The organism is Staphylococcus sp. FSL W8-1207 (genome assembly GCF_038003745.1).
Taxonomy (GTDB): Bacteria; Bacillota; Bacilli; order Staphylococcales; family Staphylococcaceae; genus Staphylococcus; species Staphylococcus equorum.
The window spans coordinates 969,481-995,016 of the sequence record NZ_JBBOPU010000001.1 but is presented as its reverse complement, the minus strand read 5'-3'; the positions used below and the strand labels follow the sequence as shown (position 1 = coordinate 995,016).

The 25,536-nt window shown below is 32.8% G+C and carries 26 protein-coding genes; 2 read left to right on the top strand and 24 right to left on the bottom strand.

The annotated features are described in order from the left end of the window. Positions 1-139: 139 nt before the first annotated feature. Complete coding sequence (locus NSR03_RS05035) at positions 140-1,012, top strand: AraC family transcriptional regulator (RefSeq protein WP_002507540.1); 873 nt, start codon at positions 140-142, stop codon at positions 1,010-1,012. Positions 1,013-1,090: 78 nt separating this feature from the next. Here NSR03_RS05035 and NSR03_RS05030 read toward each other — a convergent pair whose 3' ends face one another. The 5 genes from NSR03_RS05030 to NSR03_RS05015 all read right to left on the bottom strand — a co-directional run bounded on the left by NSR03_RS05030 (position 1,091) and on the right by NSR03_RS05015 (position 6,673). Beyond that, positions 1,091-2,740: a glycoside hydrolase family 13 protein gene (locus NSR03_RS05030; protein ID WP_340719182.1), complete on the bottom strand. Its 1,650-nt coding sequence runs from the start codon at positions 2,738-2,740 to the stop codon at positions 1,091-1,093. A 1-nt stretch (position 2,741) separates the two neighbouring features. Next, a complete protein-coding gene (locus NSR03_RS05025; protein WP_021339228.1) occupies positions 2,742-3,641 on the bottom strand; it encodes a LacI family DNA-binding transcriptional regulator in 900 nt (299 codons plus the stop codon). 15 nt (positions 3,642-3,656) lie between these two features. Then, positions 3,657-3,758, bottom strand: coding sequence for a LacI family DNA-binding transcriptional regulator (locus NSR03_RS14440; protein ID WP_231111033.1), 102 nt, complete (start codon positions 3,756-3,758; stop codon positions 3,657-3,659). Between the two features lie 300 nt (positions 3,759-4,058). Continuing rightward, a complete protein-coding gene (gene gndA / locus NSR03_RS05020; RefSeq protein ID WP_021339229.1) occupies positions 4,059-5,468 on the bottom strand; it encodes an NADP-dependent phosphogluconate dehydrogenase in 1,410 nt (469 codons plus the stop codon). Positions 5,469-5,536: 68 nt separating this feature from the next. Next, entirely contained in the window at positions 5,537-6,673 is a 1,137-nt protein-coding gene (locus NSR03_RS05015; RefSeq protein ID WP_065367451.1) for a M20/M25/M40 family metallo-hydrolase, read from the bottom strand. Positions 6,674-6,892: 219 nt separating this feature from the next. On the opposite strand from NSR03_RS05015, the gene prli42 reads away from it, so the two are divergent. Continuing rightward, positions 6,893-6,991, top strand: coding sequence for a stressosome-associated protein Prli42 (gene prli42 / locus NSR03_RS05010; RefSeq protein WP_002512439.1), 99 nt, complete (start codon positions 6,893-6,895; stop codon positions 6,989-6,991). 160 nt (positions 6,992-7,151) lie between these two features. Here the strand turns inward: prli42 and NSR03_RS05005 are convergent, their stop codons facing one another. From NSR03_RS05005 to NSR03_RS04915, 19 genes are all read right to left on the bottom strand, one after another. After that, entirely contained in the window at positions 7,152-8,144 is a 993-nt protein-coding gene (locus tag NSR03_RS05005; protein WP_021339231.1) for an aromatic acid exporter family protein, read from the bottom strand. Between the two features lie 12 nt (positions 8,145-8,156). Further along, complete coding sequence (brxB, locus tag NSR03_RS05000) at positions 8,157-8,594, bottom strand: bacilliredoxin BrxB (protein WP_002507534.1); 438 nt, start codon at positions 8,592-8,594, stop codon at positions 8,157-8,159. 213 nt (positions 8,595-8,807) lie between these two features. Beyond that, positions 8,808-10,076, bottom strand: a complete 1,269-nt coding sequence (locus NSR03_RS04995) for a dihydrolipoamide acetyltransferase family protein (protein WP_021339232.1) — start codon at positions 10,074-10,076, stop codon at positions 8,808-8,810. Between the two features lie 12 nt (positions 10,077-10,088). After that, a complete protein-coding gene (locus NSR03_RS04990) occupies positions 10,089-11,072 on the bottom strand; it encodes an alpha-ketoacid dehydrogenase subunit beta (protein WP_002512442.1) in 984 nt (327 codons plus the stop codon). Beyond that, positions 11,065-12,063, bottom strand: coding sequence for a thiamine pyrophosphate-dependent dehydrogenase E1 component subunit alpha (locus NSR03_RS04985; RefSeq protein ID WP_002507531.1), 999 nt, complete (start codon positions 12,061-12,063; stop codon positions 11,065-11,067). Before NSR03_RS04985 ends, NSR03_RS04990 begins: the two co-directional genes overlap by 8 nt. Before the next feature lie 15 nt (positions 12,064-12,078). Continuing rightward, the gene (lpdA, locus tag NSR03_RS04980; RefSeq protein ID WP_021339234.1) at positions 12,079-13,500 is read right to left on the bottom strand and encodes a dihydrolipoyl dehydrogenase; all 1,422 of its coding nucleotides are present in this window, start codon (positions 13,498-13,500) and stop codon (positions 12,079-12,081) included. A 10-nt stretch (positions 13,501-13,510) separates the two neighbouring features. Next, the gene (buk, locus tag NSR03_RS04975; protein WP_021339235.1) at positions 13,511-14,572 is read right to left on the bottom strand and encodes a butyrate kinase; all 1,062 of its coding nucleotides are present in this window, start codon (positions 14,570-14,572) and stop codon (positions 13,511-13,513) included. 263 nt (positions 14,573-14,835) lie between these two features. Next, on the bottom strand, positions 14,836-15,732 hold the full coding sequence (locus tag NSR03_RS04970) for a phosphate acyltransferase (protein WP_021339236.1): 897 nt from the start codon (positions 15,730-15,732) through the stop codon (positions 14,836-14,838). A 52-nt stretch (positions 15,733-15,784) separates the two neighbouring features. Continuing rightward, positions 15,785-17,464: a DNA repair protein RecN gene (recN, locus tag NSR03_RS04965; RefSeq protein ID WP_021339237.1), complete on the bottom strand. Its 1,680-nt coding sequence runs from the start codon at positions 17,462-17,464 to the stop codon at positions 15,785-15,787. A gap of 21 nt (positions 17,465-17,485) precedes the next feature. Continuing rightward, positions 17,486-17,938: a transcriptional regulator AhrC/ArgR gene (ahrC, locus tag NSR03_RS04960; RefSeq protein ID WP_002507526.1), complete on the bottom strand. Its 453-nt coding sequence runs from the start codon at positions 17,936-17,938 to the stop codon at positions 17,486-17,488. Positions 17,939-18,280: 342 nt separating this feature from the next. Further along, on the bottom strand, positions 18,281-19,162 hold the full coding sequence (locus tag NSR03_RS04955; RefSeq protein ID WP_021339238.1) for a polyprenyl synthetase family protein: 882 nt from the start codon (positions 19,160-19,162) through the stop codon (positions 18,281-18,283). After that, positions 19,152-19,388, bottom strand: coding sequence for an exodeoxyribonuclease VII small subunit (locus NSR03_RS04950; RefSeq protein WP_002507524.1), 237 nt, complete (start codon positions 19,386-19,388; stop codon positions 19,152-19,154). The genes NSR03_RS04955 and NSR03_RS04950 overlap by 11 nt, the downstream gene beginning before the upstream one ends. Continuing rightward, positions 19,381-20,718: an exodeoxyribonuclease VII large subunit gene (gene xseA, locus NSR03_RS04945; protein ID WP_021339239.1), complete on the bottom strand. Its 1,338-nt coding sequence runs from the start codon at positions 20,716-20,718 to the stop codon at positions 19,381-19,383. The genes NSR03_RS04950 and xseA overlap by 8 nt, the downstream gene beginning before the upstream one ends. Before the next feature lie 14 nt (positions 20,719-20,732). Next, on the bottom strand, positions 20,733-21,119 hold the full coding sequence (gene nusB / locus NSR03_RS04940; protein WP_002507522.1) for a transcription antitermination factor NusB: 387 nt from the start codon (positions 21,117-21,119) through the stop codon (positions 20,733-20,735). Positions 21,120-21,241: 122 nt separating this feature from the next. After that, the gene (locus NSR03_RS04935) at positions 21,242-21,604 is read right to left on the bottom strand and encodes an Asp23/Gls24 family envelope stress response protein (RefSeq protein ID WP_021339240.1); all 363 of its coding nucleotides are present in this window, start codon (positions 21,602-21,604) and stop codon (positions 21,242-21,244) included. Positions 21,605-21,616: 12 nt separating this feature from the next. After that, a complete protein-coding gene (accC, locus tag NSR03_RS04930) occupies positions 21,617-22,975 on the bottom strand; it encodes an acetyl-CoA carboxylase biotin carboxylase subunit (RefSeq protein ID WP_021339241.1) in 1,359 nt (452 codons plus the stop codon). Next, positions 22,975-23,448: an acetyl-CoA carboxylase biotin carboxyl carrier protein gene (gene accB / locus NSR03_RS04925; RefSeq protein ID WP_021339242.1), complete on the bottom strand. Its 474-nt coding sequence runs from the start codon at positions 23,446-23,448 to the stop codon at positions 22,975-22,977. The genes accC and accB overlap by 1 nt, the downstream gene beginning before the upstream one ends. A gap of 359 nt (positions 23,449-23,807) precedes the next feature. Continuing rightward, complete coding sequence (efp, locus tag NSR03_RS04920; protein ID WP_002507518.1) at positions 23,808-24,365, bottom strand: elongation factor P; 558 nt, start codon at positions 24,363-24,365, stop codon at positions 23,808-23,810. Between the two features lie 28 nt (positions 24,366-24,393). Continuing rightward, positions 24,394-25,452, bottom strand: a complete 1,059-nt coding sequence (locus NSR03_RS04915; protein WP_064782891.1) for a M24 family metallopeptidase — start codon at positions 25,450-25,452, stop codon at positions 24,394-24,396. Positions 25,453-25,536 lie beyond the last annotated feature (84 nt).

Here is a 25,536-nt window from a genome sequence, read left to right as displayed (position 1 = left end):
ATTCAATATTTTTGAGATGTAAGTATAAGTGAAATGATGTAGAATATAATTAATTAGGTAAACAATGCTAACGTTTTCCAACAATAAATTTAAAAGCAATGATGACGAATGAGTCATTTGAAAATTAGGAGTGAAAGTTTTGGACGTTATCAAGCAAATACAACAGGCAATTGTTTTTATAGAAGATCATTTGCTAGAGCCTTTTCATTTGCAAGAACTCAGTGATTACGTTGGTCTTTCACCTTATCATCTTGATCAATCATTTAAAATGATTGTTGGTCAGTCTCCAAGTGAATATGCGAGGTCACGTAGAATGACTTTAGCAGCAAAAGAGATTATTAGTGGTTCAAGTCGTTTAGTGGATGTAGCTAAAAAATACAATTATAGTGATACAAACGCCTTCGCCAATGATTTCAGTGATTTTCATGGGGTGTCACCCATCCAAGTTAATACCAAACGCGAAGAACTTAAAATGCAACCAAGACTTTATATAAAACTGACAACAACAGAAACTGCACCTTATAATTACAGATTAGAAGATACGCAAGGCTTGTCATTAGTAGGTTACAATCAATTTTTAGATGCAGATGAATTAGAAAATCCATATAAAGTGCCTGATTTTTTAGAAGATTTATTAGTCGATGGAAAAATAAAAGAGCTTGAACGTTATAATGATGTAAGTCCACATGAGTTATTCGTAGTTAACTGTCCACTAGATCAAGGCATGGAAATATTTGTGGGTGTACCAAGTGAAAGATACCCTGCTCACTTAGAAAGCCGTTTCCTACCTGAAAGACAATATGCTAAATTTAACTTACAAGGTGATTTAGACTATGTCATTAACGAAGCTTGGTATTACATCGAAACAAGTCTTCAAATGACCTTGCCATATGAGCATAACAGCTTGTATGTGGAAGTTTATCCCTTGGAATTATCTTTTGATGATGCTGTGACTAAAGTTCAGCTATGGATGCCTGTAGATCAAGAACAATATCATGACAACGAACTATAAAAACCTCTGACATAATTTGAATTCAAAATAATTCAAATATCGTTAGAGGTTTTTTGTAGACTTAAATATAATAATTTTTTATAAAGCTATTACAAAAGCTTCAAATGGACGTAATGCATTTAAATTTAATTTGTTGTCTTTGTAATTATGCAATTCAATATTATTTTCATTTATCGTTTCATTGAATTCCAATGTGGCAGACTTATCAGTTAAGTTTCCTACTACAAGTACACGTTTCCCATCTAATTCTCTAATATAAGCAAATACATGTTCATTTTCAGCATCTATCAGATTGAACGTACCATACGTAAAAATATCATGTGATTTTTTCAGTTGTATAAGAGATTTGTAAAAATTCAATATTGAATTTGAATCCTGTTGCTGTGATGATACATTAATTTCAGTGTAATTAGGGTTAACTGGGAACCAAGGTTCATGTTCAGAAAAACCACCGTTTATACCGTTAGACCATTGCATTGGTGTACGAGAATTATCTCTATTTTCCATTTTATGCTTGTTTAATAGTTCGGTTAAATCGCCACCTTGAGCCTTAACAATATTATATTCATTCACTACTGCAACATCGTTAAATGTTTCCACACTTTCAAATGGATAATTTGTCATACCGATTTCTTGTCCTTGATATATGAATGGTGTGCCTTGCTGTAAGAAATATACAACCGCATGACTTGTAGCTGACTCATACCAAAATCTTTCATCATCACCCCATGTAGATACACGTCTAGGTTGATCATGATTTTCTATAAACAATGCATTCCAGCCTATATCTTCAAGTTTTTTTTGCCATCTATTTAACACATCTTTATATGCTTTAACATCAAATTTAATATCCCCCGTATTCCATAAACCTAAGTGTTCAAATTGGAAAATCATATTAAACTTACCTTTGTCTTCACCGACCCATTCATCAGCATTATCAGGATTCACACCATTTGCTTCACCTACTGTCATAATATCATAATGACTTAAGGATTCATCCTTCATTTCTTGTAACCAATCATGTATGCCAGGTTGGTTCATATCTACGTCAAACGCGGGTGTATATGTTTTGCCTTCAGGAACTGGTAAATCCCCAGCTTCGAATGTTTTCTTAATATGGGTAATTGCATCCACTCTGAAGCCATCAATCCCTTTTTCAAACCACCAGTTCATCATGTTAAAAACAGCTGCTTTAACGTCTTTATTCTCCCAATTTAAATCAGGTTGTTTTTTACTAAATAAATGGAAATAGTATTGACCAGTTGTTTTATCATATTCCCATGTAGAACCATTAAATATACTTTCCCAATTATTAGGTTCAGATCCATCAGCTTTTGGATCCTTCCAGATATACCAGTCTCGTTTTGGATTATCTTTACTAGATTTAGATTCTATAAACCATGGATGTTCATCCGATGTATGGTTGACTACTAAATCTAGAATGAGTTTCATACCGCGTTGGTGTACACCATCTAACAATTGATCGAAATCTTCCATCGTTCCGAATTCATCCATGATATCTTGATAATCACTAATATCATAACCATTATCATCATTTGGTGATTTATACATCGGACTTAACCAGATGATATCGATACCTAAATCTTGTATATAATCTAGTTTTTCAATAACCCCTTGTAAATCACCAATCCCATCGTTATTTGAATCGTTAAAGCTTCTAGGATAAACTTGATAAGCTACTGCCTCTTTCCACCACTGTTTATTCATATTATTGCTCCTTTTTTAAATATTGAGTTGATACCCTTTTGATAATATCTGTTGGAATAACTTTGTTAAAATCGACAATATGTTCTCCGCTAATTAATTGAATGATTGCGTCGCCTGCTGATTCACCTAATAAGTCAGGATGAATATTGACTGCAGTTTGTGGTGGCGCTGCAAATTCAGTTAAGTATGAATCATTGAAGGTTGCTGTTTGTAAATCTGTTGGTACACGAATTTGTAATTCATACAATACGCTAAGAACAATATGGTTGAACATCGTATCTGATGTAATAATGACTGAAGGTAGTTCGTTATGTGTGAGTAAATGATGAAAGTATGATTTTATGCTTTGGTAATTCATATCAAAATATTCAATAAGGCCTTTTTGTGTATGTTGTTTAAGAACATTGGTAAATCCTTCGATTCGATCTTTAACAACTTCATAATTTCCACGTTCAGCTAAAAATAAGAACTTAGTATGCCCTAGACTTACGAGATAGCGTGTTAATTGCTCAGATGCTTCAACATTATTGTTATCTATATGAATGATTTGTTTATCTAATAAAGGTTTCCCCACCACGACGTATGGCATACTTTGTTGAGTGAGTATCTGTTCTATCACATCGTTTTCTTTTGAGTATAATAAAATAAACCCATCTACTGCATGATAAGAAATCATGTGACTTACTTCTAATTCTATATTTTCGTATTGTTCATTTGTGGTTGATATTGTTGCATAACCATGTGCTTTGCATGATTTATATATACCTGAAAGGACATCTATGATAAATGGATTTTGTCTTGTTTCATTACGTCCGCTTTTTTGAATGATACCTATTGTTTTAGATTTTTTTGTAACTAAGGTCCTAGCTGCATGATTTGGTTGGTAGCCTAGTTCTTTCATCACCGACAATACTTTTCATCTAGTGGTATCACTTATACGATTGTTACCACTGATGACACGTGAAACTGTCGATGGAGCTACATTTGCTGCTTTCGCAACATCCTTTATAGTTATCAAGATTAAGTCATCCTTTGCTAATGTGTATAAGTGGAGCGTTTTCAAGTCTATAATTATAATGATAAGTAAGTATAAAAGGAAAGTCAAAGGATTTGTGCAAACGATTGCACATAGTTGGTGTTTTTTGTAATTATGGATTAAATTTTTTTAGAAATTACATTAATTGCTAACTCAATGTAATAGTAAGCCTGATTTTGAAAATCTGCATAAAAAAACTACTAGTAAAGTCCGTAGACTTTGCTAGTAGTTTCAAACGCGAAGTAGCTTCACGTCTTTTATAATGTTATATGAAGATGTGAATTAGTCTTCAATCCATTGTGTATGGAATACGCCTTCACGGTCTTTACGTTCGTAAGTATGCGCACCAAAATAATCACGCTGAGCTTGAATTAAGTTAGCTGGTAAGTTTTCTGAACGATAACTATCATAATAGTTAATACTTGCAGAGAAACCTGGTGTTGGAACACCATTTTGTACACCAGTAGCTACAACATCACGTAATGCATCTTGATAGTTTGTTACGATATCTTTGAAGTATGGATCTAATAATAGATTTTGTAATTCTGTATCATTATCATATGCTTCTTTAATTTTTTGTAAGAATTGTGCACGAATAATACAACCTTCACGCCAAATCATAGCAAGCTCTCCAAGTTTTAAATTCCATTCATTGTCATCACTAGCTTTTCTCATTTGAGCAAAGCCTTGTGCGTATGAACAAATTTTACTCATATATAGTGCTTTACGGATTTTTTCAAGGAATTCTTCTTTGTTTCCTTCAAATTTAGTACTTGGTCCATTTAATTGTTTCGAAGCATTCACACGTTCTTCTTTAATTGAAGAAATAAAGCGTGCAAATACTGATTCAGTAATAATTGTTAATGGAATACCTAATTCTAAAGCGTTAATAGAAGTCCATTTACCTGTACCTTTTTGGCCAGCAGTATCCATGATTTTTTCAACTAATGGACCATTACCATCATCATCTAATTTAGTGAAGATGTCACCAGTGATTTCAATCAAGTAACTTGAAAGTTCACCAGCATTCCAGTCTTTGAATGTTTGTGAAATTTCTTCATGTGACATACCAAGTAAGTCTTTCATCATTGCGTAACTTTCAGCAATTAATTGCATATCTGCATATTCAATACCATTGTGTACCATTTTAACGTAGTGACCGGCACCATTAGGTCCAATATAAGCTACACATGCAGCGCCATCTTCAGCTTTAGCAGAGATTGCTTCTACAATGTCTTTAACTTTATCAAATGCTTCTTGTTGTCCACCAGGCATTAATGAAGGACCAGTAAGCGCACCAACTTCACCACCAGAAACGCCCATTCCGATGAAGTTAACACCACTTTCAGCTAGTGCTTTATTACGTCTGATTGTATCTTGATAATTAGTGTTACCACCATCGATTAAAATATCATCATTATCTAGTAATGGTAATAAGCTATCGATTGTTGCATCTGTTGCTGGTCCTGCCTTCACCATTAATAAAATCTTACGGGGTTTTTCTAGAGAATTCACAAACTCCTCTATAGAGTACGTCGGATGTATATTTTTACCTTCAGATTCTGTTACCATTTCATCTGTTTTAGAAGATGAACGGTTAAAAACTGAAACGCTATATCCTCGTGATTCAATATTCCAAGCAAGGTTTTTACCCATTACGGCTAAACCTACTACACCAATTTGTTGTGTCATTTAACTAACCTCTCTTATTAAAGTTTTCTCATATATTGTATCACAAAGCATCACTCATATTCACTTAATCAGTTTTCAGATTTTTGAGTAGTTATTTCAACTATTTTTATAAGCTGTTCTGCTAGAAGATTTAAAGCATTAATTGACATACGTTCTTCAGTTGTATGTATGTGTTCGTAACCTACACCTAAGATGACAGTAGGTATACCCAATTGATTAATTATATTACCATCAGATCCCCCGCCAGCCATAACTGTGTTCGGTGTTAATCCTAATGCAATTGCGCTGGCTTTAGCTACGTTAGTAACTATGGCATCTTGTGAAATTTTAAAGCCAGGATAACTATTAATAATTTCAACTGTAGCTGAGCAACCATATTTTTCTGCTGTTTCTTCAAAAATAGATTTCATATGAGCTACTTGAGCATTTATACTTTCGTCTGAATGTGATCGAGCTTCAGCCATAAGTGTTACTTTGTCAGCTATAATGTTTGTTGCAGACCCGCCTTCAAAACGTCCTATATTAGCTGTCGTATATTCATCTATTTGACCTAATTTCATCGCACTTATAGCTTTAGCGGCAATATTAATCGCGCTTACACCCTTGTTAGGTACACTCGCGTGAGCCTTTTTGCCATGAATTGTAGTATTGATTTTCATTTGTGTGGGAGCATTGATAACAGTTGTTCCTACGTCTACACTTGCATCGATAGCATAGCCGTATTTAGCATCGAGTAAAGATGTATCTAATGCTTTTGCCCCTTCCAAACCAGATTCTTCCGAAACAGTAAGTACAAATTGAATCTTACCATGTGCTATGTCTTGTTCAGTTAATATGTAAATTAATTCTAAAATAGTAGCTAATCCAGCTTTATCATCAGCACCTAAAATCGTAGTTCCATCTGAATAGATATAACCATCATCTTTAACTATTGGCTTTACATTAATCCCCGGCACAACTGTATCCATATGACTTGTGAAATAGATATTATCTATATTGTCATCATTTGTCGTTGCTTCTAATGTGCAAATTAAATTATTTGCTCCCAAATTTTCATGTTGCCCAGCATTGTCTTCAACTACCTTTAACCCTAAGTTTGCAAATTTAGATTTGAGTAACTGTTGAATTTCAATCTCATTCCCACTCTCAGAATTAATTTGCACTAATTCCAAAAAAGTAGCTAGGAGTCGTTGTTTATTTATCATTTGAAAATCCCCATTCCATTTTTTATATGCTTTATGTTTAAGTGTAACGAAATGTGTCCGTAAGCAAAACTAATATGTTTCAATTCTAGAGGATTCATATGATATAATATTATTATAAAATAGTTTAAAATTGAATATGTTGTAATTGAATTATATTGATATTTACAGTGTGCTTTATCTATTTTTTAATTCCATATTCTAGATTTGGAGGAATCATCTGTGAGTAACAACAAAGTTTTAAGAGTTATTATTATAGTTATGTTAGTAGCTATTATTCTTGCACTGGTATTGACAAGCGTTGTTCCATTAGTGAATTAATCATAATGGATTTTGAAAGCATCAATTTTTAACTAAACGTTATTTTATTATTTAAAGCGATAAATCACTAATATATGCATAGTCGAAGAATACAGTTACAAAAATGAATAAAAGCCATACAAAATCCTTAAATTATAAGAATTTTGTATGGCTTTTATATTTAGGTTGTTGTGATTTTAGAATCATTATGTAATCTTAATGATCCAAATTGTGATTTTAATAATAAATATGATTCAAGTTCATTTAAAAGTTGTAATAGGTTTGCACGCGTTCGAAAAGCTTCATGTGATGTAGGTAAGTCTAATTCATTTAATTCTATTCGAATTTCATATAACGAATGCAATCTTAACGCAGTATAATCATTACTATTTACATTTGTTCCTACTTCAGCAAATAAATTAGATATTTTGGATAATAAGCAATCTTTGGTTTCAATATTTTGAAGGATTAGAGCCATTCTTCGTAATAGTTCTAACTGTTCTTCCCGCATATCAAAATAATGATAATAAGAATTTTCATTTCTAACATAGTGATTCTTAACATCTCTAAATGCGATTGATTTAGCTTTGCGAATCGTAACTTTTAACTTTTCAAAAGATATATCTAAGCTGGGATTTGGATTTTTACAAGCTTTACTGAACATTTGAAAAATTTCAGTAAATTGATTTTCAATCTGTTGTTTATATTGTTTTAAATTACTATCTAAGCTTGGCATAATAACGTTCATTAAGAATGCGATGCCGAGCCCAACAATTAATAAGATAATTTCATTGAAAAATAAATCCATGTCAATCGTTTTAGCATTGAAAACATGAAGTAAGATAACACAACTTGTAACAACACCTTCTTGAACTTTAAATACAACAGTTAAAGGAATAAAAAGTAGTACAATAATACCTAAAACAATTGCGTTTTGTCCTAATAAATTAAAAACAATAGAGCCAAGTGCTAGTATCATAAGACAAGATACAAAACGAGATACAATTGCTTGTAGCGAATGAACCTTTGTATGTTTAATACAAAGAACCACTAAAATGGCACTAGATGCAAAATTATCTAAACCGATTAATTTTGCAATAATAATACCTAGTGCCATTCCAATTGCAGTCTTTATCGTTCTAAATCCGATGCGGTATGGATTCAAACGTGTCATGTGTTAGTCCCTCTATTTTTCGTCACAATAAGTGTCGAATGTGTTTTGTAATTGAGTGATGACATCCATTACGTCATGACCTTCAATTTGGTGACGTTCTACCATTTGAGCAATTTTACCATCTTTGATTAATGCAAATGATGGACTTGATGGTGCATAACCTTCAAAATAATCTCTTGCTTGTTGTGTTGCTTCTTTGTCTTGACCAGCGAATACAGTTACAAGGCGGTCAGGTGTTTTATCGTAATGTAGAGCATGTGTTGCTGCTGGTCTAGCGATACCTCCAGCACAACCACATACTGAGTTAACCATCACAAGTGTCGTTCCTTCTTGCTGTAATACTTTATCTACTTCTTCTGGAGATGTTAATTGCTCATATCCAGCTTGTTCTATTTCATTTCTTGCTTGATTAACAACATCAGTCATATATAAATCAAAATTTAAATCCATATTAACGTCACCTTTCATTTCTGAATTATTACTTTTATTCTACTAATATATGCGCAATACTTCAACATGTGTGATTATTATATATAATAATATTGCTTAAATTCATAAAAATTATATCGTGAACGGTTGATAAAACATATGTTAATTCAGCAAATTAAATGAAAAATGAGTGTGAAACTTTAGTCTCACACTCATTCTACAGAGTTAAATATATTAATATATGCTTGTATGTTCAATTGAATATTGTTCAATACGTGTTTTTACAAAATTCATGAATCTACCTGCTTGAAGGCCATCTAAAATACGATGATCAATCGATAGACATAAATTAACCATATTGCGAATTGCAATCATATCATCAATTACGACAGGTTTTTTAATAATAGATTCAATCTGCAATATTGCTGCTTGAGGATGGTTGATGATACCCATAGATGAAACAGAACCAAATGTGCCTGTATTATTCACAGTAAACGTACCACCTTGCATATCGTCAGAGCGTAATTTTTTGTTACGCGCTTTATTAGCAAGCTCATTAATTTCACGGGCAATACCTTTAATTGATTTCTCGTCTGCATTTTTAATTACAGGAACATATAATTTGTCTTCATCTGCGACAGCTATAGAAATATTTATATCTTTATGCATAACAATTTCTGAATCTAACCAGCTACTATTTAACAGTGGATACGCTTTTAAGCCTTCTGCAACAGCTTTTACGAAAAATGCAAAGAAAGTTAAATTATATCCTTCGCTATCTTTGAAGCTTTGCTTATGATAATTACGTGTTTTCACTAAATTTGAAGCGTCCGATTCTACCATCATCCATGCATGTGGTATTTCATTAACACTATTTACCATGTTTTGAGCGATTTGCTTACGAACGCCATTAACTGGAATTGATGATCCTGGAGAAGGTTCATTGTAATACGCTTGTTTTGTAACTTTAGGTGAATCTTTAGGTGCTACAACTGTTGAAGGCGTTTTGTTTGTGCCTTTTTTAATTACTTTTTCAATATCTTTTTTCGTAACTCGACCTTCAAACCCAGTACCAATCACTTCAGATAACTCGATTTGATTTTCTGAAGCAAGTTTAAATACCACTGGTGAAAAGCGACCATTGTTTTTAGGTTTATTTTCATTTGAAGCATTATTCACATTATCATCTATGTCATTTGAAGCAACATCTTGAGCTTCATTAGATTCTGTTGCTTGATGTGTAATTGGGTTGTTCGTTTCCTGAGATTCATCACCTATATCAACAAGACATATGACTTCATTTACTGCTACTGTTGCGCCTTCTTCTACTATAATTTCTTTAATTGTTCCAGAAAATGAAGACGGCACTTCTGCTGTCACTTTATCAGTGATGACTTCGCATAATGGATCATATTCTTCAACTGTGTCGCCTACAGATACAAGCCATTGTTCTATTGTTCCTTCATGCACACTTTCACCGAGTTTAGGCATTTTAATTTCCATGATTGTGCCTCCTTAAAATTCTGCAAGTTCTCGCATTTTAATTTTTATCTTATCTGGATTGATCATAAACTCGTCTTCAAGAGTTGGTGCAAATGGCATTGATGGAACGTCTGGTCCAGCAAGTCTCATTATAGGTGCATCTAAATCAAATAAACAGTTTTCAGATATAATCGCAGATACTTCAGAAATAATACTACCTTCTAAGTTATCTTCTGTGACTAATAATACTTTACCAGTCAATTTAGCACGTTCAATAATTGTTTCTTTATCTAAAGGATAAACTGTTCGCAAGTCAACAACTTCTACATTAATTCCATCTTCAGATAACATATCTGCTGCTTGAATACAGTAATTTACACATAAGCCATAAGTGAACACAGTAATATCATCGCCCTCACGTTTAACATCCGCTTTACCTATAGGTACAGTATAATAGTCTTCTGGTACTTCTTCTTTTAGTAAGCGATATGCCTTTTTATGTTCAAAGAAGAGCACTGGATCATTCGTCTCAATTGATGACAATAGTAAACCTTTTGCATCATAAGGTGTAGAAGGAATAACAATAGTCAAACCAGGTGTCGATGCAAATATCGCTTCAACACTTTGCGAATGATAAAGCGCACCATGAATTCCGCCACCAAACGGCGCACGAATTGTAATCGGACATTGCCAATCGTTATTGGAACGGTATCTCATCTTAGCAGCTTCACTAATGATTTGGTTTGTAGCTGGTAAAATATAATCAGCAAACTGAATTTCAGCAACAGGACGTTTACCTAACATTGCAGCACCTATACTTGTACCAACTATATTAGATTCTGCTAATGGTGTGTCTAATACACGCGCTTCACCATATTTTTCTTGTAATCCTAAAGTGACGCCAAATACACCACCTTTTTTGCCAACATCCTCTCCTAATACGAAAACGTCATTATCTTTTTCCATTGATTGGTCTAGCCCTTGTTGGATGGCTTCTAAATAGGATAATTTAGCCATTGTTTGAGCCTCCTTCTTCATAAACATGCGTATAAGTTTCTTCTGCTGATGGATAAGGTGCTTGCTCAGCTTCTTTAGTTGCTTGATTGACTATTTCTTTATGTTCTTTCTCTAAATCATCTAACCAGTCTTCATCAATAAAACCTTCTTCAAGTAAAAATGCTTTAAATTTAAGGTTACAATCTAAAGATTTAAGTTCATCACGCTCTTCTTTTGGACGATACTTATCATCATCATCAGATGAATGAGCAGTCATTCTTGTACACATAGCTTCAATAAGTGTTGACCCACCACCATTTAAAGCGCGTTCTCTAGCTTCTTTCATTACTTTATACATAGCTATTGGATCATTTCCATCCACATGCTCACCATGTATTCCATAGCCAATGGCGCGGTCAGAAAGTTTTTCAGCACCATATTGAAGTGAATCAGGTACTGAAATCGCGTATTTATTATTTTCGATTACACAAATAAACGGTAATTTATGTACTCCTGCAAAGTTCAAACCTTCGTGAAAATCACCTTGGTTTGAACTGCCTTCACCGACAGTTGTCATTGCTATGTTCGGTTTCTTATCCATTTTCAAGGATAAAGCAGCACCAACAGCGTGTAAAATTTGAGTTCCTACTGGAGAACCTTGAGAAAGCATGCCTATGTCACTTTGACCAAAATGAGAAGGCATTTGTTTTCCACCCGAGTTGATATCATCACGTTTACCAAAAGCAGCTAACATAGAATTTAGTGGTGTCATACCTAAATAAGTTACAAGTGCTAAATCTCTATAATAAGGTGACGAAATATCACCTTTTTGCATAGCGTAAGCCATACCTATTTGTGTTGCTTCTTGTCCTTGGCAGCTAATGACAAAGGGGATTTTGCCTGCACGATTTAGTAGCCACATACGTTCATCTATTTTACGACCTAAGTCCATCCATTTGTACATTGCTTGTAGGTCTTCTTTTTCTAAGCCTACTGATTTATAATCAAACATTTTATTGCCTCCTTATTAAACGTGAATCGATCTATTCTCAACTTTTAATCCTAATTCCATTAGTACTTCAGAAAGAGAAGGATGTGCATGGGTTGTTAAACCAAGTTCTAATGTTGAACCATTCATAAATTGGAATAATGATACTTCATTTATCAGTTCTGTAACATGAGGTCCAATCATATTCAGTCCTAATACAGTATCATTTTCTTGATCGATTACGACTTCACAAAAACCACTTTGATTTCCTGTTTCCTCAATTACCGCTTTACCAATTGCTTTAAACGGCACTTTTACTGCACGTGCTTTAATATTTTCTGCTTTGGCTTGTTCTATATTTTTGCCAATACTCGCTACTTCAGGTTTACTATAAACACATCTTGGCATTTTTAGATAATCTACCGGTAGTGGCGATGATTCAAACATATGTTCGATAGCGGTGATCCCTTCTTTTGAACCCACGTGTGCAAGTTGCAATTTACCAATACAATCACCAGCAGCGTAAATATGCTTATCTTCAGTTTGTTGATATTCATTGACGGTGATATGGTTTTTATCAGTCAGCTTGATTTTAGTATTGTTTAGTCCGATATCATCAGTATTCGGTTTACGACCTATCGAAACAAGAGCCTTATCGAATGTAATTGATGCATCATTCAGGGTTATTGTAATTTTATTTTCATCAATTATAATATTTTCTTCACCTAGTTGCGTATTTTCATAAAACATTACGCCGCGCTCAGTTAATTCTTGCTTTAATACTTTTGCTACTGATTTACTTTCAGTTGGTAGAATACGTTCTCCAGCTTCAATCACTGATACATCGACACCAAAATCTACAAGTAATGATGCAAATTCTAAACCAATTACACCACCTCCAACAATTGCGATAGAACTTGGTAGATGCTCAAGATTTAAAATATCGTCACTAGATAGGACGATATTATGATCAAATGGCAAAAATGGTAGTTCCATTGGTTGAGAACCAGTACAAATCAACACGTTATTATTAGGGATTAACTCTGACTCACCATCTTCAAATTCTACTGAAACAGTACCACTTTGTGGTGAAAATATTGAAGGTCCTAATAAACGACCCGTACCATTAAATACATCTATTTTATTATGGTCCATTAAATGTTTCACACCGTTAAACATTTGATTTACGACTTCATGTTTACGTTCCTGAACGCGTGAAAAGTTCAATTTAAAATCGTTTATATCAACGCCAAATTCACTTGAATTTTTAACTGTATGCATAACTTCTGCTGATTTTAAAAGTGCTTTTGTCGGGATACATCCTTTATGTAAACAAGTGCCTCCAAGTAATGACTTTTCTACAAGTGCAACTTTTTTGCCAAGTTGAGATGCTCGGATTGCCGAGACATAACCGGCTGTACCTCCGCCTAATATTACTAAATCATATTTTTCTTCTGACATGCTTGCACTCCTAACTATAAACTTTAGCACTTTCTATACCTTCTAAAACAAGCGATGTGCGAGTCGCTAAAGCATCCATTTCTTTTTCACCGGGATAAATTGTTACTGGTGCTATCCAATCGACATAAGATTGGATTAAGGATGTTAGTGTTTTATTATAACTCAGTCCTCCAGTAAGGATGACTTGATCAACGTTTCCTTTAAAAACGATTGCGCGTTCGCCAATCGCCTTCGCGACTTGATATGCTAAAGCATCAAACGCTAGTTTTACATCATTATCTGATTCATATTTATGTGACAACCCTTTTAAATCATTTGTATTAAACATATTAACAAAACCACCTTTTTTGCTCAAAAAGTGATTCATTTCTTGTGGTGTAAAATTGCGTTTATAGCCATATTCATATAACAAATCATTTGGTATCGAACCTGCACGTTCAGGACTAAAAGGACCTTCGCCTAGCAAGCCTACATTCACATCAACGACAAGACCCTGTTTATGTGCTCCAACAGTTATACCACCACCCATATGCGCAACAATAACGTTAACTTGTTTATATGTTTTATTGGATGTATTTGCATATAAGCTTGCAACAGCTTTTTGGTTTAATGCATGAAAAATACACCTTCGTTTTATACCTTTAATACCTGTAACTCTAGCAATATCCATTAATTCATCTACAACTACAGGGTCAATTGTAAAAACAGGTATTTGAAGATCTTGACTTAATTCATAACCGATAACACCACTTAAATTAGATGCATGGTTGCCGTATTTAAATGTTCGAAGATCATTATACATTGTTTCGTTAATTGTATAGACACCGCCACGTATAGGTTTTAATAATCCTCCTCTACACGCAATTCCATCAAAGTCGCTAAAATTTACGTCAGCTACTTTTTTCACAAAATGTTCAATTTCAAATCGTCGATGTTTGATTTGCTCTATCAGATTTAAGGAAGTAATTTCAAAATCATGCCGTATTGTTTCGTTATAATTGCAATACGCATCTGTGTAAATAGCAACCTTAGAAGATGTGCTTCCTAAATTAAGCACTAAAATTTGAGACATTGCCTCACCTTCTTTATTGAAAATAAAATAGAAAGTATTAACTCTATCTGCTAAGAGAACATAGTTTATTTATTATTATGCAACGGCTAGTTTACAAGATTCAAATTTGAAATAAGTAGTCAATATTGAAAAGTCATCGCACATAAAAGGATTATATTAAACTATTTATAATATCCACTTATATTTTACATCAAATAGACAAAATATAAAATTAATAACCTATTTTTAATCGCAACAAGTAAAATGAGGCTTTCATAGCAAGGTTAATTTAAAACTTTTAGGGCTAACAACAATGAATCGAGTTTATTTTGTTTATTATCAGCTCTAGAAGTAAGTACAATTGGGAATTTTGCGCCTAAAACTAGACTTGCTACACGTGCATCAGCAAAGTATGTGAATGATTTGTATAACGCGTTACCAACATCAATATGCGATACAAGCAATGCATCTACGTCACCAGCTACTGTAGACTTAATATTTTTCTTAATAACACTTTCCATGCTTATCGCGTTATCTAAAGCTAGAGGACCGTCAACAATTAAATAATCATCCCAATCTCTATTAAAAATATTTTTGATTTTTTCAGAATCTGTAGAAGATGATATTTTTCTTGTAACTTTTTCGACAGATGATAATAAACCTACTTTAAACTGTTCATAACCCAATGCCTTACTAAATAGCGATAAATTTTTAATGATTTGTCTCTTTTCTTCTACTGAAGGTGAAATGTTTAAAGCAACATCACTCATCATTAATGTTTTATGATAATTCGGTATATCGAAACATGCGACATGACTTAGAAAACCATGATTTTCTAAGAAATTTTTATTACTTAAAACAAAAGATAATAATGAGGAAGACGTTAAATTACCTTTCATTAATATCGAAACTTTTCCGCGTGATAAATCTTGTGCACATTGTTTAAATAATTCATTTTCATCTTCAAATGTATAAATGTGAATTCTGTTTAATAATCGTGCATCTATATTAAAAGATCTTATGATTTCAGTTAAATCATGTGTATCATATAAGAACACTTCTATATCTGTTAAAGTTAGTGCTTCTGTCACGACTGAGAGCATCTTTTCATCATTTGCATATAAAATGGCTATATTACCCTTTAAAGTTGTAGTCGGATTAATTAAATGTTGATATTGCATGAAAACCAACACCTTTCCATATAAGTAAAGTAGTATTTATACGTTCGCATTATTAATCATTAAGATGATTTTGTTCTATCATTTCCTTAGCATTTTGACGCGTAAGCTCAGTAACACTAGCTCCGGAAATCATTCTTGCTACTTCATCAATACGTTCTTCACCGGATAATTCTTTAACATGAGTAGTAGTTCTATCATCTTTAGAAGTTTTACTAATAAATAAATGTTGATCACTCATTGTAGCTACTTGTGGTAAATGAGAAATGCAGATTACTTGTATGTGTTGTGCTAGGTCTTTCATTTTCTGAGCCATTTTTTGTGCTGCTTGACCTGAAACACCAGAATCTACTTCATCAAATAAAATAGCTGTTTGACCTCTTGTTTTTACAAAGATTGTTTTGAGCGCCAGCATAATTCTAGATAATTCTCCTCCAGAAGCGATTTTATTTAAGCTTTTAAGCGGTTCACCTTTATTAGGACTAATTAAAAATTCTACAAATTCAATGCCTTCACGGTTAGGTGCATCTAAAGGTTTAAAGGAAATTTCTAAGTTCGCGTCCTTCATTTGTAAGTTTTGAATTTCATCCACAATATTGTCTCGCAGCGACTGAGCTACAACACGACGTTCTTGAGATAATTTTTTACCTAATCTGAAAACTTTATCATAAAGTGATTCTATTTCTTCACGTAATTGTGACGTACTCTCTTCATAATTCTCAATTTTGTTGATTTCATCGTCCAATTTATCTTGATAGACAATGAGTTCACTAATATCTTTACCATATTTACGTTTCAAGCTATTTAATACGTTCATTCTAGCTTCTAGTTCATTAAGATATTGTTCGTCAAATTCAGTATTTGTGAGTTCATCATATAGCTGATGTTTCGCATCATCTAAGGTGTAATAAAATTGATCTACATCTTCTTTAAGTCGATCATATTTATCAGGTAAGATATCACTAATTGACTGAAGTTGATTACTTAACTCATACAAACGATCGGTAATTGCATGTTCATCAGTTAATGTTAGATGTGCATTGTTTAGAGCTAAGCTTAAATTTTCAGAGTTTTGAATGCGTTTAATGTCTGTTTCAAGTTGTGAAACTTCTCCATCAGTTAATTGTGCTTCCTGTAATTCCTCATATTGAAATTTAAGTAAATCTAGTCGCTGAAGTAGTGCTTGATCTGCAGTTTGCAAATCTTCAAGCTCTTTCTTTTTAGCTCTATATTGATCAAAAGTAGATACATAATCATCAAGCAAAGGTTTATATGTATCCTCTGCATAATTATCTAATAATTGTAAATGATATTTTTGCTTTAATAATGATTGCGTTTCATGTTGACCATGTATATCTAACAATTCTTGCATTATTTTTCGCAAGTCTTGTAGTGTAACAATTTGATTATTAATTCTACACATACTTTTTCCAGAACTAAAGATTTCTCTTTTAACTAATAAAAAATCTTCGTCTATATCAATTGATAAATCACGTAAAATGGAAATAGCTTCTTTACTTTCATCGATGTCAAAGATACCTTCAATAATTGATTTCTTTTCACCATGCCTTACATAATTTGAAGAAGCACGCATGCCAATGAGTTGACCAATTGCATCAATGATGATAGATTTTCCTGCGCCTGTTTCACCACTTAATACTGTTAAGCCCTCACCAAAATGCACTTCTAATTCATCAATGATTGCAAATTGCTTAATAGATAAAGTTTGTAGCATCCTTATATCACTTCCTTATACTTATAATAAATTAAAGATGCGTGTCTTAATTTTTTCGCTCGCAGAATCATCTCTACAGATAATTAAACAAGTATCATCACCACAAATAGTCCCTAAAACTTCTTCCCAGTCAATTTGGTCTAAAATTGCACCGATTGATTGAGCATTACCAGGTAATGTTTTTAGAACTAGTAAATTGCCTGTTCCATCAATGTTTACAAAAGAATCCATTAAATATCGACCTAATTTTTCTAAAGGATGATATTTTCGATCATTTGGCAAACTATAGACATATTGTCCTGCAGGCGTCGGTACCTTTATAAGTTGTAATTCTTTAATGTCTCTTGAAACTGTTGCTTGAGTTACATTCAACTCGTACTCATTTAAACGCTTTACCAATTCATCTTGTGTTTCTATCTTTTCATTTGAAATAATTTCTCGTATCTTTATATGTCTCACTGATTTTTTAGCCATGTATAGCACCTCTATAAACGAATATTTATACATTTATTTTACCACAAGCATGTGAATTCTACTACTAAAGTTAATTCGAAATATCGTTAAATATATTACGTTAATTATGCTATATATCAGTAAAATGTCACTATAAAGCATACATATAATTGTTGTGAAAATTTAGTATATTATGTAAAGAAATTATTGAATTGATGAATAATTATTGAATAATATATATTTAATCAATAAAAAATCACACTACATATACGTAGCATGATTTCTTGAGCAGTTAATTGTTTTCTTCTACTGAGCAATATTTAAAGGTAGAAAACGTTATAAATAATTATCTAAAGTGTCGTATTATGATTCACGATTATTAAATAATTCAATAATACTTTCAAGATCTTGAGTATTATATGATTCTGGCAATTCATTTAAGCACTGATATGCAGCATCAGAGTGAAATTTCAGCTTCTCTTCTGCGCCAGTTTGACCTAATAAAGATACGTAAGTACTTTTATCATTTTCAATATCACTACCTACTGCTTTGCCTAATTTTGTTTCGTCGCCATAGATATCCAGTAAATCATCTTTAATTTGAAACATTAAACCTAAATGTTCACTGTATGTTTCTAACAAATCTGCCACAGCTTGCTCTGGTTCTGCAATATCTACTGCAGCCATAACCGCAAACTTAAGTAACTCACCAGTCTTAGCTTTATGAATTTTTTCGAGTGTATTTAAATCTATAGATGAGCCTTCACTTTGCATGTCTAATGCTTGTCCACCCACCATACCTAAGTGCCCACTCGCATAAGATAAACGTTTAACCAGTTTGATTTTAACTGTATCAGTTAGACTAGTGTCATTGGTAATGATTTCAAAGGCTTTGGTAAGTAGCGCATCTCCAGCAAGTATCGCTTTCCATTCGCCAAAAACTTTATGATTTGTAGGTTTTCCTCTACGATAATCATCATTGTCTAACGGTGGCAAATCATCGTGAATTAATGAATATGTGTGAACTATTTCTAAACCTAAGGCAGATGATAATCCGGATTTATATTCATTTGATAACATATCTAAAGTTAGTAATAATAAGACAGGTCTTATTCGTTTACCGCCTGCTTCTAAAGAATAACGCATACTTTCTTCAATATTAGTGTTGAGTGAAGACTCTGGAACAGTTGTAGATAACTTTTGATTAATTTCTTCTATTAAATTATTCATTTTGTTATTCGCCATCGTTATCAATCGTCTCCTCATTTTCAACATTTTCATCAGTCATGAGCTCATTAACTTTCTTTTCAGCATCTTTTAATGTTTCATCACAAGTGGCAGATAATTTCATACCACGTTGATATAAATTTAATGATTCTTCTAATGAAACATTTTCATTATCAAGTTTTTGAACGATGCCTTCGAGTTCTTTCATCATTTCTTCAAAACTTTGTGAATTACTATTACTCATCTTTACACCTTACTTTCTTAACTTGTGCATCAACAACGCCATCTTTCATCGTTAATACAATGTTATCATTTTCAGCTAAGTCATTCGTACTCGTTATTACATCATCATCTTTATTCACAATTGTATAGCCACGTAACATTGTGTTTGTTGGACTGAGATTATTTAAGCTTTCTAGTTTACTAGTAAGTTTATTTTGTTGATTGGTAATAAAATTATTTATGACTTTATTTAAATCTATGCGCTTTTGATTATTTGTTAATTGTTCTCTATTAATATTTTGTTTGAAATTCTTCAAGTTAAATTTATTAGTTAATAGTTGTAATTGTTGCTGTTCATTTTTAATTCTCAAATTCATTGATAGGCTTAACTGCTTTTCTAGGTCATCACGTTTTTGAATTTGTTGGTCATATAACAAAGTTGGTGTTTGAAATTTGTAATATGAAGATACATGTTCTAAGTGTTTTCTTTGTTGTTGCATATGTTGTTTGATAAAACGGGTGAGTGAAAGGTTCGTTTGCTTTAAATATTGACGTAATTCATATTGATCTGGTGTAGCCATTACTGCTGCTTGTGTTGGTGTAGCAGCACGCACATCAGCTACGAAGTCACTTAATGTAAAATCAGTTTCATGTCCAACAGCGGATATGATTGGTGTTTCACAAAAATATATTGCTTTCACAACATCTTCTTCGTTAAAGTTCCATAAATCTTCTATAGAACCACCACCACGACCTATGATAATTGTATCAACATTTAATTGATCAGCCTGTTGTATCTTTTCGACTATATCATTTTTAGCTTGTTCACCTTGTACTAAAGTATTAATTTGAACTTGTTCAGCTAGTGGATATCGACTATTTATCGTTGTATGAATATCTCTAATTGCCGCTCCAGTACCTGCAGTTAACACTGCTATTTTTTGGGGGAATTTAGGGATTAACTTTTTATGATTTTGATCAAAAAAACCATCTTTAGTTAATTTCTTTTTTAATTGTTCTAATTTTTGATATAAATTACCTACCCCGTCAATATGCATTTTATTAACATAGATTTGATAATTCCCTCTACGCTCATAAACAGAAACGCGTGCTTCTAATAGTACTTCATCACCTTCTTTAGGATCGAAATCAATTTTAGAAGCATTGCCTTTAAACATCATTGCACTAATGACACTGTTTTTATCTTTGACATTGAAATAAAGATGACCACTGCTATGCTTTTTAAAGTTAGACAGTTCCCCTTTAATCAATACAGATTGTAAATGTGGGTCTTGGTCAAATTTGTATTTAATATATTTAGTTAATGCGGAAACACTTAAATAGTCTGCCATTTTATATCACTCTTTTATTCAATATTGCTCAATACACCATTGATAAATTTATAATGATCATCATCGCTGAATTGTTTCGCTAACTCAACAGCTTCATTTATAATTACTTTTTGTGGTGTTGAACTATGTAACAATTCAAAAGTAGACATTCTTAAGATAATGCGATCTGTTTTCAATAAACGGTCTAGTGTCCAATCTTTTAAATGTGGTTGGATTTTTTCATCTAAAATCGTTTCATGATCTTTTACTCCAGTTACTAACCAGTTGATAAAATCGAATTCTAAGTCTGGGTTTTCATCTTTAATAAAACTAATTGCTTCTTCAATTGTTAATTCGCTATTTTTCATTTCAAGTTGAAAAAGAGTTTGAAAGGCTTGTGTTCTGGATTCTTTTCGACTCATTATAAACTCCTTCAAGCATTGTATTTTTATAAATCATTTGAGAAACGTAATAACAAATACATTAAAATATTCGTTATTACATATCTACAAAATGTATTTAAAGTAAATTTGCTTATATAATTTTAATTGGTTGGTTCAATATGTGTAATATGAACATTGATTTGGCTAGGTTCAATTGTAGTCATCGTTGTTACAGAATTAAAAATAGTACTTTGGATTGTTTTCGCTGTTTCTGAAATATTGATACCGTAAGACAATGAACAATATATATCAATATAGATACCATCTTCTCTTGTATCAACTTTAACACCTTTGCTCAGTTGCTTTCTAGTGAATTTTTCAATACTACTATTCTTTAATTCTTTAAAATGACCTTGTATACCTTTTATTTCAGCTGTTGCAATACTTGCTATAACTGTTAATACCTCAGGTGCAATTTCTATTTTTCCTAAATTGGAATGTGAGGTTTCTGATACTTTGACCATTTCACATACCTCCTATTTAGTTTGATCATCCATGATATTATATTTTTCAAGAAACTTAGTATTAAACTCTCCGCTTTTGAAAATGTCATTATTTAACAAACGAATATGGAATGGAATCGTAGTATCTATACCTAAAACGAGATACTCACTTAAAGCGCGTATACCTGTCATAATCGTTTCTTCTCTAGTTGGCTCATGTACAATGAGCTTAGCAACCATAGAATCATAATATGGTGGAATCGTATAATTAGTATAACATGCTGATTCAATTCTAACGCCAAAGCCACCTGGTGCTAAATATTGAGTGATTTGACCTGGTGAAGGCATGAAGTTTTTATATGGGTTTTCAGCATTGATACGGAATTCCATTGCATGACCTTCTATTTTGATATCTTTTTGTTTGAATGGCAATTTTTCGCCTCTCGCAACTTTCAATTGTAATTTAACTAAATCTACACCTGTAACCATTTCTGTTACTGGGTGCTCAACTTGGATTCGTGTATTCATTTCCATGAAGTAAAAATCATTAGAATCCAAATCATATATAAATTCAATTGTACCTGCATTTTCATAATTAACAGCTTTTGCTGCTCTGACTGCAGCATTACCCATTTCTTGACGTTTTTCTTCAGATAAAATTGGAGATGGTGCTTCTTCCACAAGTTTTTGCATTCTACGTTGTATTGTACAATCGCGTTCACCTAAATGGACAACATTACCAAAACTATCACCCATGATTTGAATCTCTATATGTCTGAAATTCTCAATAAATTTCTCGAGATAAAGTCCACCATTACCGAATGCAGTTTCCGCTTCTTGTTGTGTCATTTTAAAGCCAGTTTCCAATTCTTTTTCATCACGAGCCACACGGATACCTTTACCACCACCGCCAGCAGTTGCTTTAATAATAACTGGGTAACCGATATTATCAACAATGCCTTTTGCATCGTTGATATCCTTTACAAGACCTTCGCTACCTGGGACAACAGGTACTTCCGCGCGTTTCATTTCTTCCTTAGCAACGTCTTTAATACCCATCTTTTGGATAGATTCGTAACTTGGACCAATAAATTTCAGTTGACAGGCTTCGCATAGTTCAGCGAAATCACCATTTTCCGCTAAAAATCCGTAGCCAGGATGTATACCGTCACAACCTGTCGATGTTGCGATAGATAAAATGTTTGGGATATTTAAATAAGAATCTTTAGATTGTGTTGGGCCAACGCAATATGCTTCATCAGCAATTTGAGTATGTAAAGCGTCTTTATCTCCTTCAGAGTAAATAGCCACAGTTTGTAATCCTAAATCGTGACATGCACGAATGATTCTTACCGCAATCTCTCCTCTATTTGCAATTAATATTTTATTCATTATTTCACCTTGAATAACGGTTGGCCATACTCTACCATTTGACCGTCTTCTACTAGAATTTCAGCAATTTCTCCAGTTACTTCAGCTTGTATTTCATTAAACAATTTCATTGCTTCTAATATACACACTGTTGATTCGTTTGTAACTGAATCTCCAACTTGTACATATGCACTTTCTTCAGGTGATGGTGATTTATAAAATGTCCCTACCATTGGTGCGTTAATTGTTTGTAAGTTGTCTTCCACTGCGTTTGTATTTACTTCCTCTGAACTTTGCGTGCTTACAGGAGCTGACATTACACCTTGTTGCGGTGAACCTTGTTGCATTGGTTGTTGTGAAATTTGAGGTGTAATGATTTCAGTTTCTTTTTCTTTTTTTAAATTAACAACGTTGCCTTTATCTTCTATATTGATTTCAGTCAAGCTAGATTGATCAAGAATTTCTATTAATTCTTTAATTTCTTTAAAATTCATAAGTACTGACTCCTTCAGATTGTTTTCATTTACCTAGTTTATTTTACTTTAGTGAAATGTTCAATTCAAGCATATACATGCTTTCAATAATAAAGTGTTTATCCTTTATGTAGTTGTATATAGATATAATTTAATGAGAATTCTATTTATTATAACGTTTTTTTAACGGAATGGGGCTATGTTATTGTAATTAATTGATATAAAGTTTAATTTTTTTGAATAACACTACTATAACAGTCGTTTGTTTAATATAAAATGAAAAAAATAAAATAACCTTTCCAACGCTTCGTGAATTGGAAAGGTTATTAATAGGTATGAGATAAACTAAAAAATAATAACTATGATTATTTTTATAAGTATTAACCTCTTGAAATATAGCTACCGTCGCCTGTGTTAATTATAAGTGTGTCGCCTTCATTTACAAATAACGGCACATTTAATGTGTAACCAGTTTCTACTGTAGCTGACTTAGTTGCTCCGTTAGCAGTATCACCTTTGATACCAGGTTCTGTTTCTGTTACTGTAAGTTCAACAGTTTTTGGTAATTCAACGCCAAGTGTTTCACTTTCGTAAGTTTGAATTTGAACTTCCATATTAGCTTTTAAGAAATTCAATTCATTTTCTAAATAATCGGCTGCTAATTCTGTTTGTTCAAAAGTTTGATTATCCATGAAAACATGTGTATCACCATCTGCATATAAATATTGCATGCGGTGATTTTCAATCATAGCAGTTTCGACTTTTTCGCCGCCTCTGAATGTTTTCTCTTGAATAGCACCAGTTCTTAAATTACGTAATTTTGAACGCACAAATGCAGATCCTTTACCTGGTTTTACGTGTTGGAAATCTAATACTTTCCATATACCATTATCTACTGCAATTGTTAAGCCTGTCTTAAAATCATTAACCGAAATCATTCAGTTTCCTCCTCAATTATAAGGTCTTCTATAAAATAATAAGGTTTTTAGCGCATTTAGTAAAGCATTCACAACCATTTTCTGTAATTAAAACGTCATCTTCAATGCGAACGCCACCTAATCCGTCTAAATAAATACCAGGTTCAATTGTAACACAGTTATTTACCTCTAATTTAGCTTCTGATTTTCTAGATAAATTGGGTCCCTCGTGTACATCTAACCCTATACCATGTCCCAGTGAATGGCCAAACGCTTCTCCATATCCTTGTTCAGTAATATAATCCCTAGCAATAGCATCTAAAGCTTTGCCTGTAATACCTTGTTTAGCGGCTTCAATACCTTTAATATTAGCTTCTAAGACAATATTGTATATTTCTTTGAGTTTAGGATCTGGTTCACCTATAGCAAATGTACGTGTGATATCAGATGAGTAGCCTTTATAATATGCACCGAAATCTAAAGTAATCAGTTCGCCTTGATTAATAACTTTTTCACTTGCGACACCATGTGGTAATGCACCTCTGGCTCCTGAGGCAACAATTGTATCAAACGAAGTACCTTCTGAGCCAAGTTCTAACATTTTACTTTCTAATTTAGCTTTTAATTGCTGTTCAGTCATACCTGCTTTTGCAACAGTTAAGATGTACTCATATGTCTCATCAACAATTTCAGCAGCTTTTTGAATAAGTTTAATTTCACTATCATCTTTTACTTCTCTGATTTTTTCAATTAGACCAGAAACGCTGATTAAGCTGATGTAGGATTTACTTAATTGTAAGTATGTATCATAGCTGACTAAATCACCTTCAAAGCCTACATTCTGGACGTTTAACTTTTCTAATTGTGCTTTTACTTCTTCTATGAGACCACCTTTTTGTTTAATGATCTCAAATTGAGTGGCTTGGGATGTTGCTTGCTCTATGTACCTAAAATCTGTAATTAATAAGTTTTTATCTTTTGTAATAACGAGCGCGCCGCTCGTACCTGTAAATCCTGATAAATACCTTCTATTAAAATCGGTTAATACAACAATTGCTTCCAAATGTTTTGTTTCTAAGGCAGAATTCAGTTTATCTATTCTAGTCATCTGTCTTCCTCCTATTCAATAAATTTGTACATTTTCTTTTTATACATTAAAATGATAGCATAATTATTATGTGAATATATAGTT

Bases quoted from the DNA above. Each gene is read 5' to 3' on its own strand.
- efp (WP_002507518.1), bottom strand. From the start codon at position 24,365: ATGATTTCGGTTAATGATTTTAAGACAGGCTTAACAATTGCAGTAGAT.
- nusB (WP_002507522.1), bottom strand. From the start codon at position 21,119: ATGAGTCGAAAAGAATCCAGAACACAAGCCTTTCAAACTCTTTTTCAA.
- NSR03_RS05005 (WP_021339231.1), bottom strand. From the start codon at position 8,144: ATGACACGTTTGAATCCATACCGCATCGGATTTAGAACGATAAAGACT.
- NSR03_RS04955 (WP_021339238.1), bottom strand. From the start codon at position 19,162: ATGGCGAATAACAAAATGAATAATTTAATAGAAGAAATTAATCAAAAG.
- NSR03_RS04935 (WP_021339240.1), bottom strand. From the start codon at position 21,604: ATGGTCAAAGTATCAGAAACCTCACATTCCAATTTAGGAAAAATAGAA.
- NSR03_RS04995 (WP_021339232.1), bottom strand. From the start codon at position 10,076: ATGGAAATTAAAATGCCTAAACTCGGTGAAAGTGTGCATGAAGGAACA.
- brxB (WP_002507534.1), bottom strand. From the start codon at position 8,594: ATGGATTTAAATTTTGATTTATATATGACTGATGTTGTTAATCAAGCA.
- recN (WP_021339237.1), bottom strand. From the start codon at position 17,464: ATGCTACAAACTTTATCTATTAAGCAATTTGCAATCATTGATGAATTA.
- NSR03_RS04990 (WP_002512442.1), bottom strand. From the start codon at position 11,072: ATGGCTAAATTATCCTATTTAGAAGCCATCCAACAAGGGCTAGACCAA.
- buk (WP_021339235.1), bottom strand. From the start codon at position 14,572: ATGTCTCAAATTTTAGTGCTTAATTTAGGAAGCACATCTTCTAAGGTT.
- NSR03_RS04985 (WP_002507531.1), bottom strand. From the start codon at position 12,063: ATGTTTGATTATAAATCAGTAGGCTTAGAAAAAGAAGACCTACAAGCA.
- accB (WP_021339242.1), bottom strand. From the start codon at position 23,448: ATGAATTTTAAAGAAATTAAAGAATTAATAGAAATTCTTGATCAATCT.
- gndA (WP_021339229.1), bottom strand. From the start codon at position 5,468: ATGACACAACAAATTGGTGTAGTAGGTTTAGCCGTAATGGGTAAAAAC.
- NSR03_RS05025 (WP_021339228.1), bottom strand. From the start codon at position 3,641: ATGAAAGAACTAGGCTACCAACCAAATCATGCAGCTAGGACCTTAGTT.
- NSR03_RS04950 (WP_002507524.1), bottom strand. From the start codon at position 19,388: ATGAGTAATAGTAATTCACAAAGTTTTGAAGAAATGATGAAAGAACTC.
- accC (WP_021339241.1), bottom strand. From the start codon at position 22,975: ATGAATAAAATATTAATTGCAAATAGAGGAGAGATTGCGGTAAGAATC.
- NSR03_RS05015 (WP_065367451.1), bottom strand. From the start codon at position 6,673: ATGATAAATAAACAACGACTCCTAGCTACTTTTTTGGAATTAGTGCAA.
- NSR03_RS04915 (WP_064782891.1), bottom strand. From the start codon at position 25,452: ATGACTAGAATAGATAAACTGAATTCTGCCTTAGAAACAAAACATTTG.
- ahrC (WP_002507526.1), bottom strand. From the start codon at position 17,938: ATGGCTAAAAAATCAGTGAGACATATAAAGATACGAGAAATTATTTCA.
- NSR03_RS04970 (WP_021339236.1), bottom strand. From the start codon at position 15,732: ATGCAATATCAACATTTAATTAATCCGACTACAACTTTAAAGGGTAAT.
- lpdA (WP_021339234.1), bottom strand. From the start codon at position 13,500: ATGTCAGAAGAAAAATATGATTTAGTAATATTAGGCGGAGGTACAGCC.
- xseA (WP_021339239.1), bottom strand. From the start codon at position 20,718: ATGGCAGACTATTTAAGTGTTTCCGCATTAACTAAATATATTAAATAC.
- NSR03_RS05030 (WP_340719182.1), bottom strand. From the start codon at position 2,740: ATGAATAAACAGTGGTGGAAAGAGGCAGTAGCTTATCAAGTTTATCCT.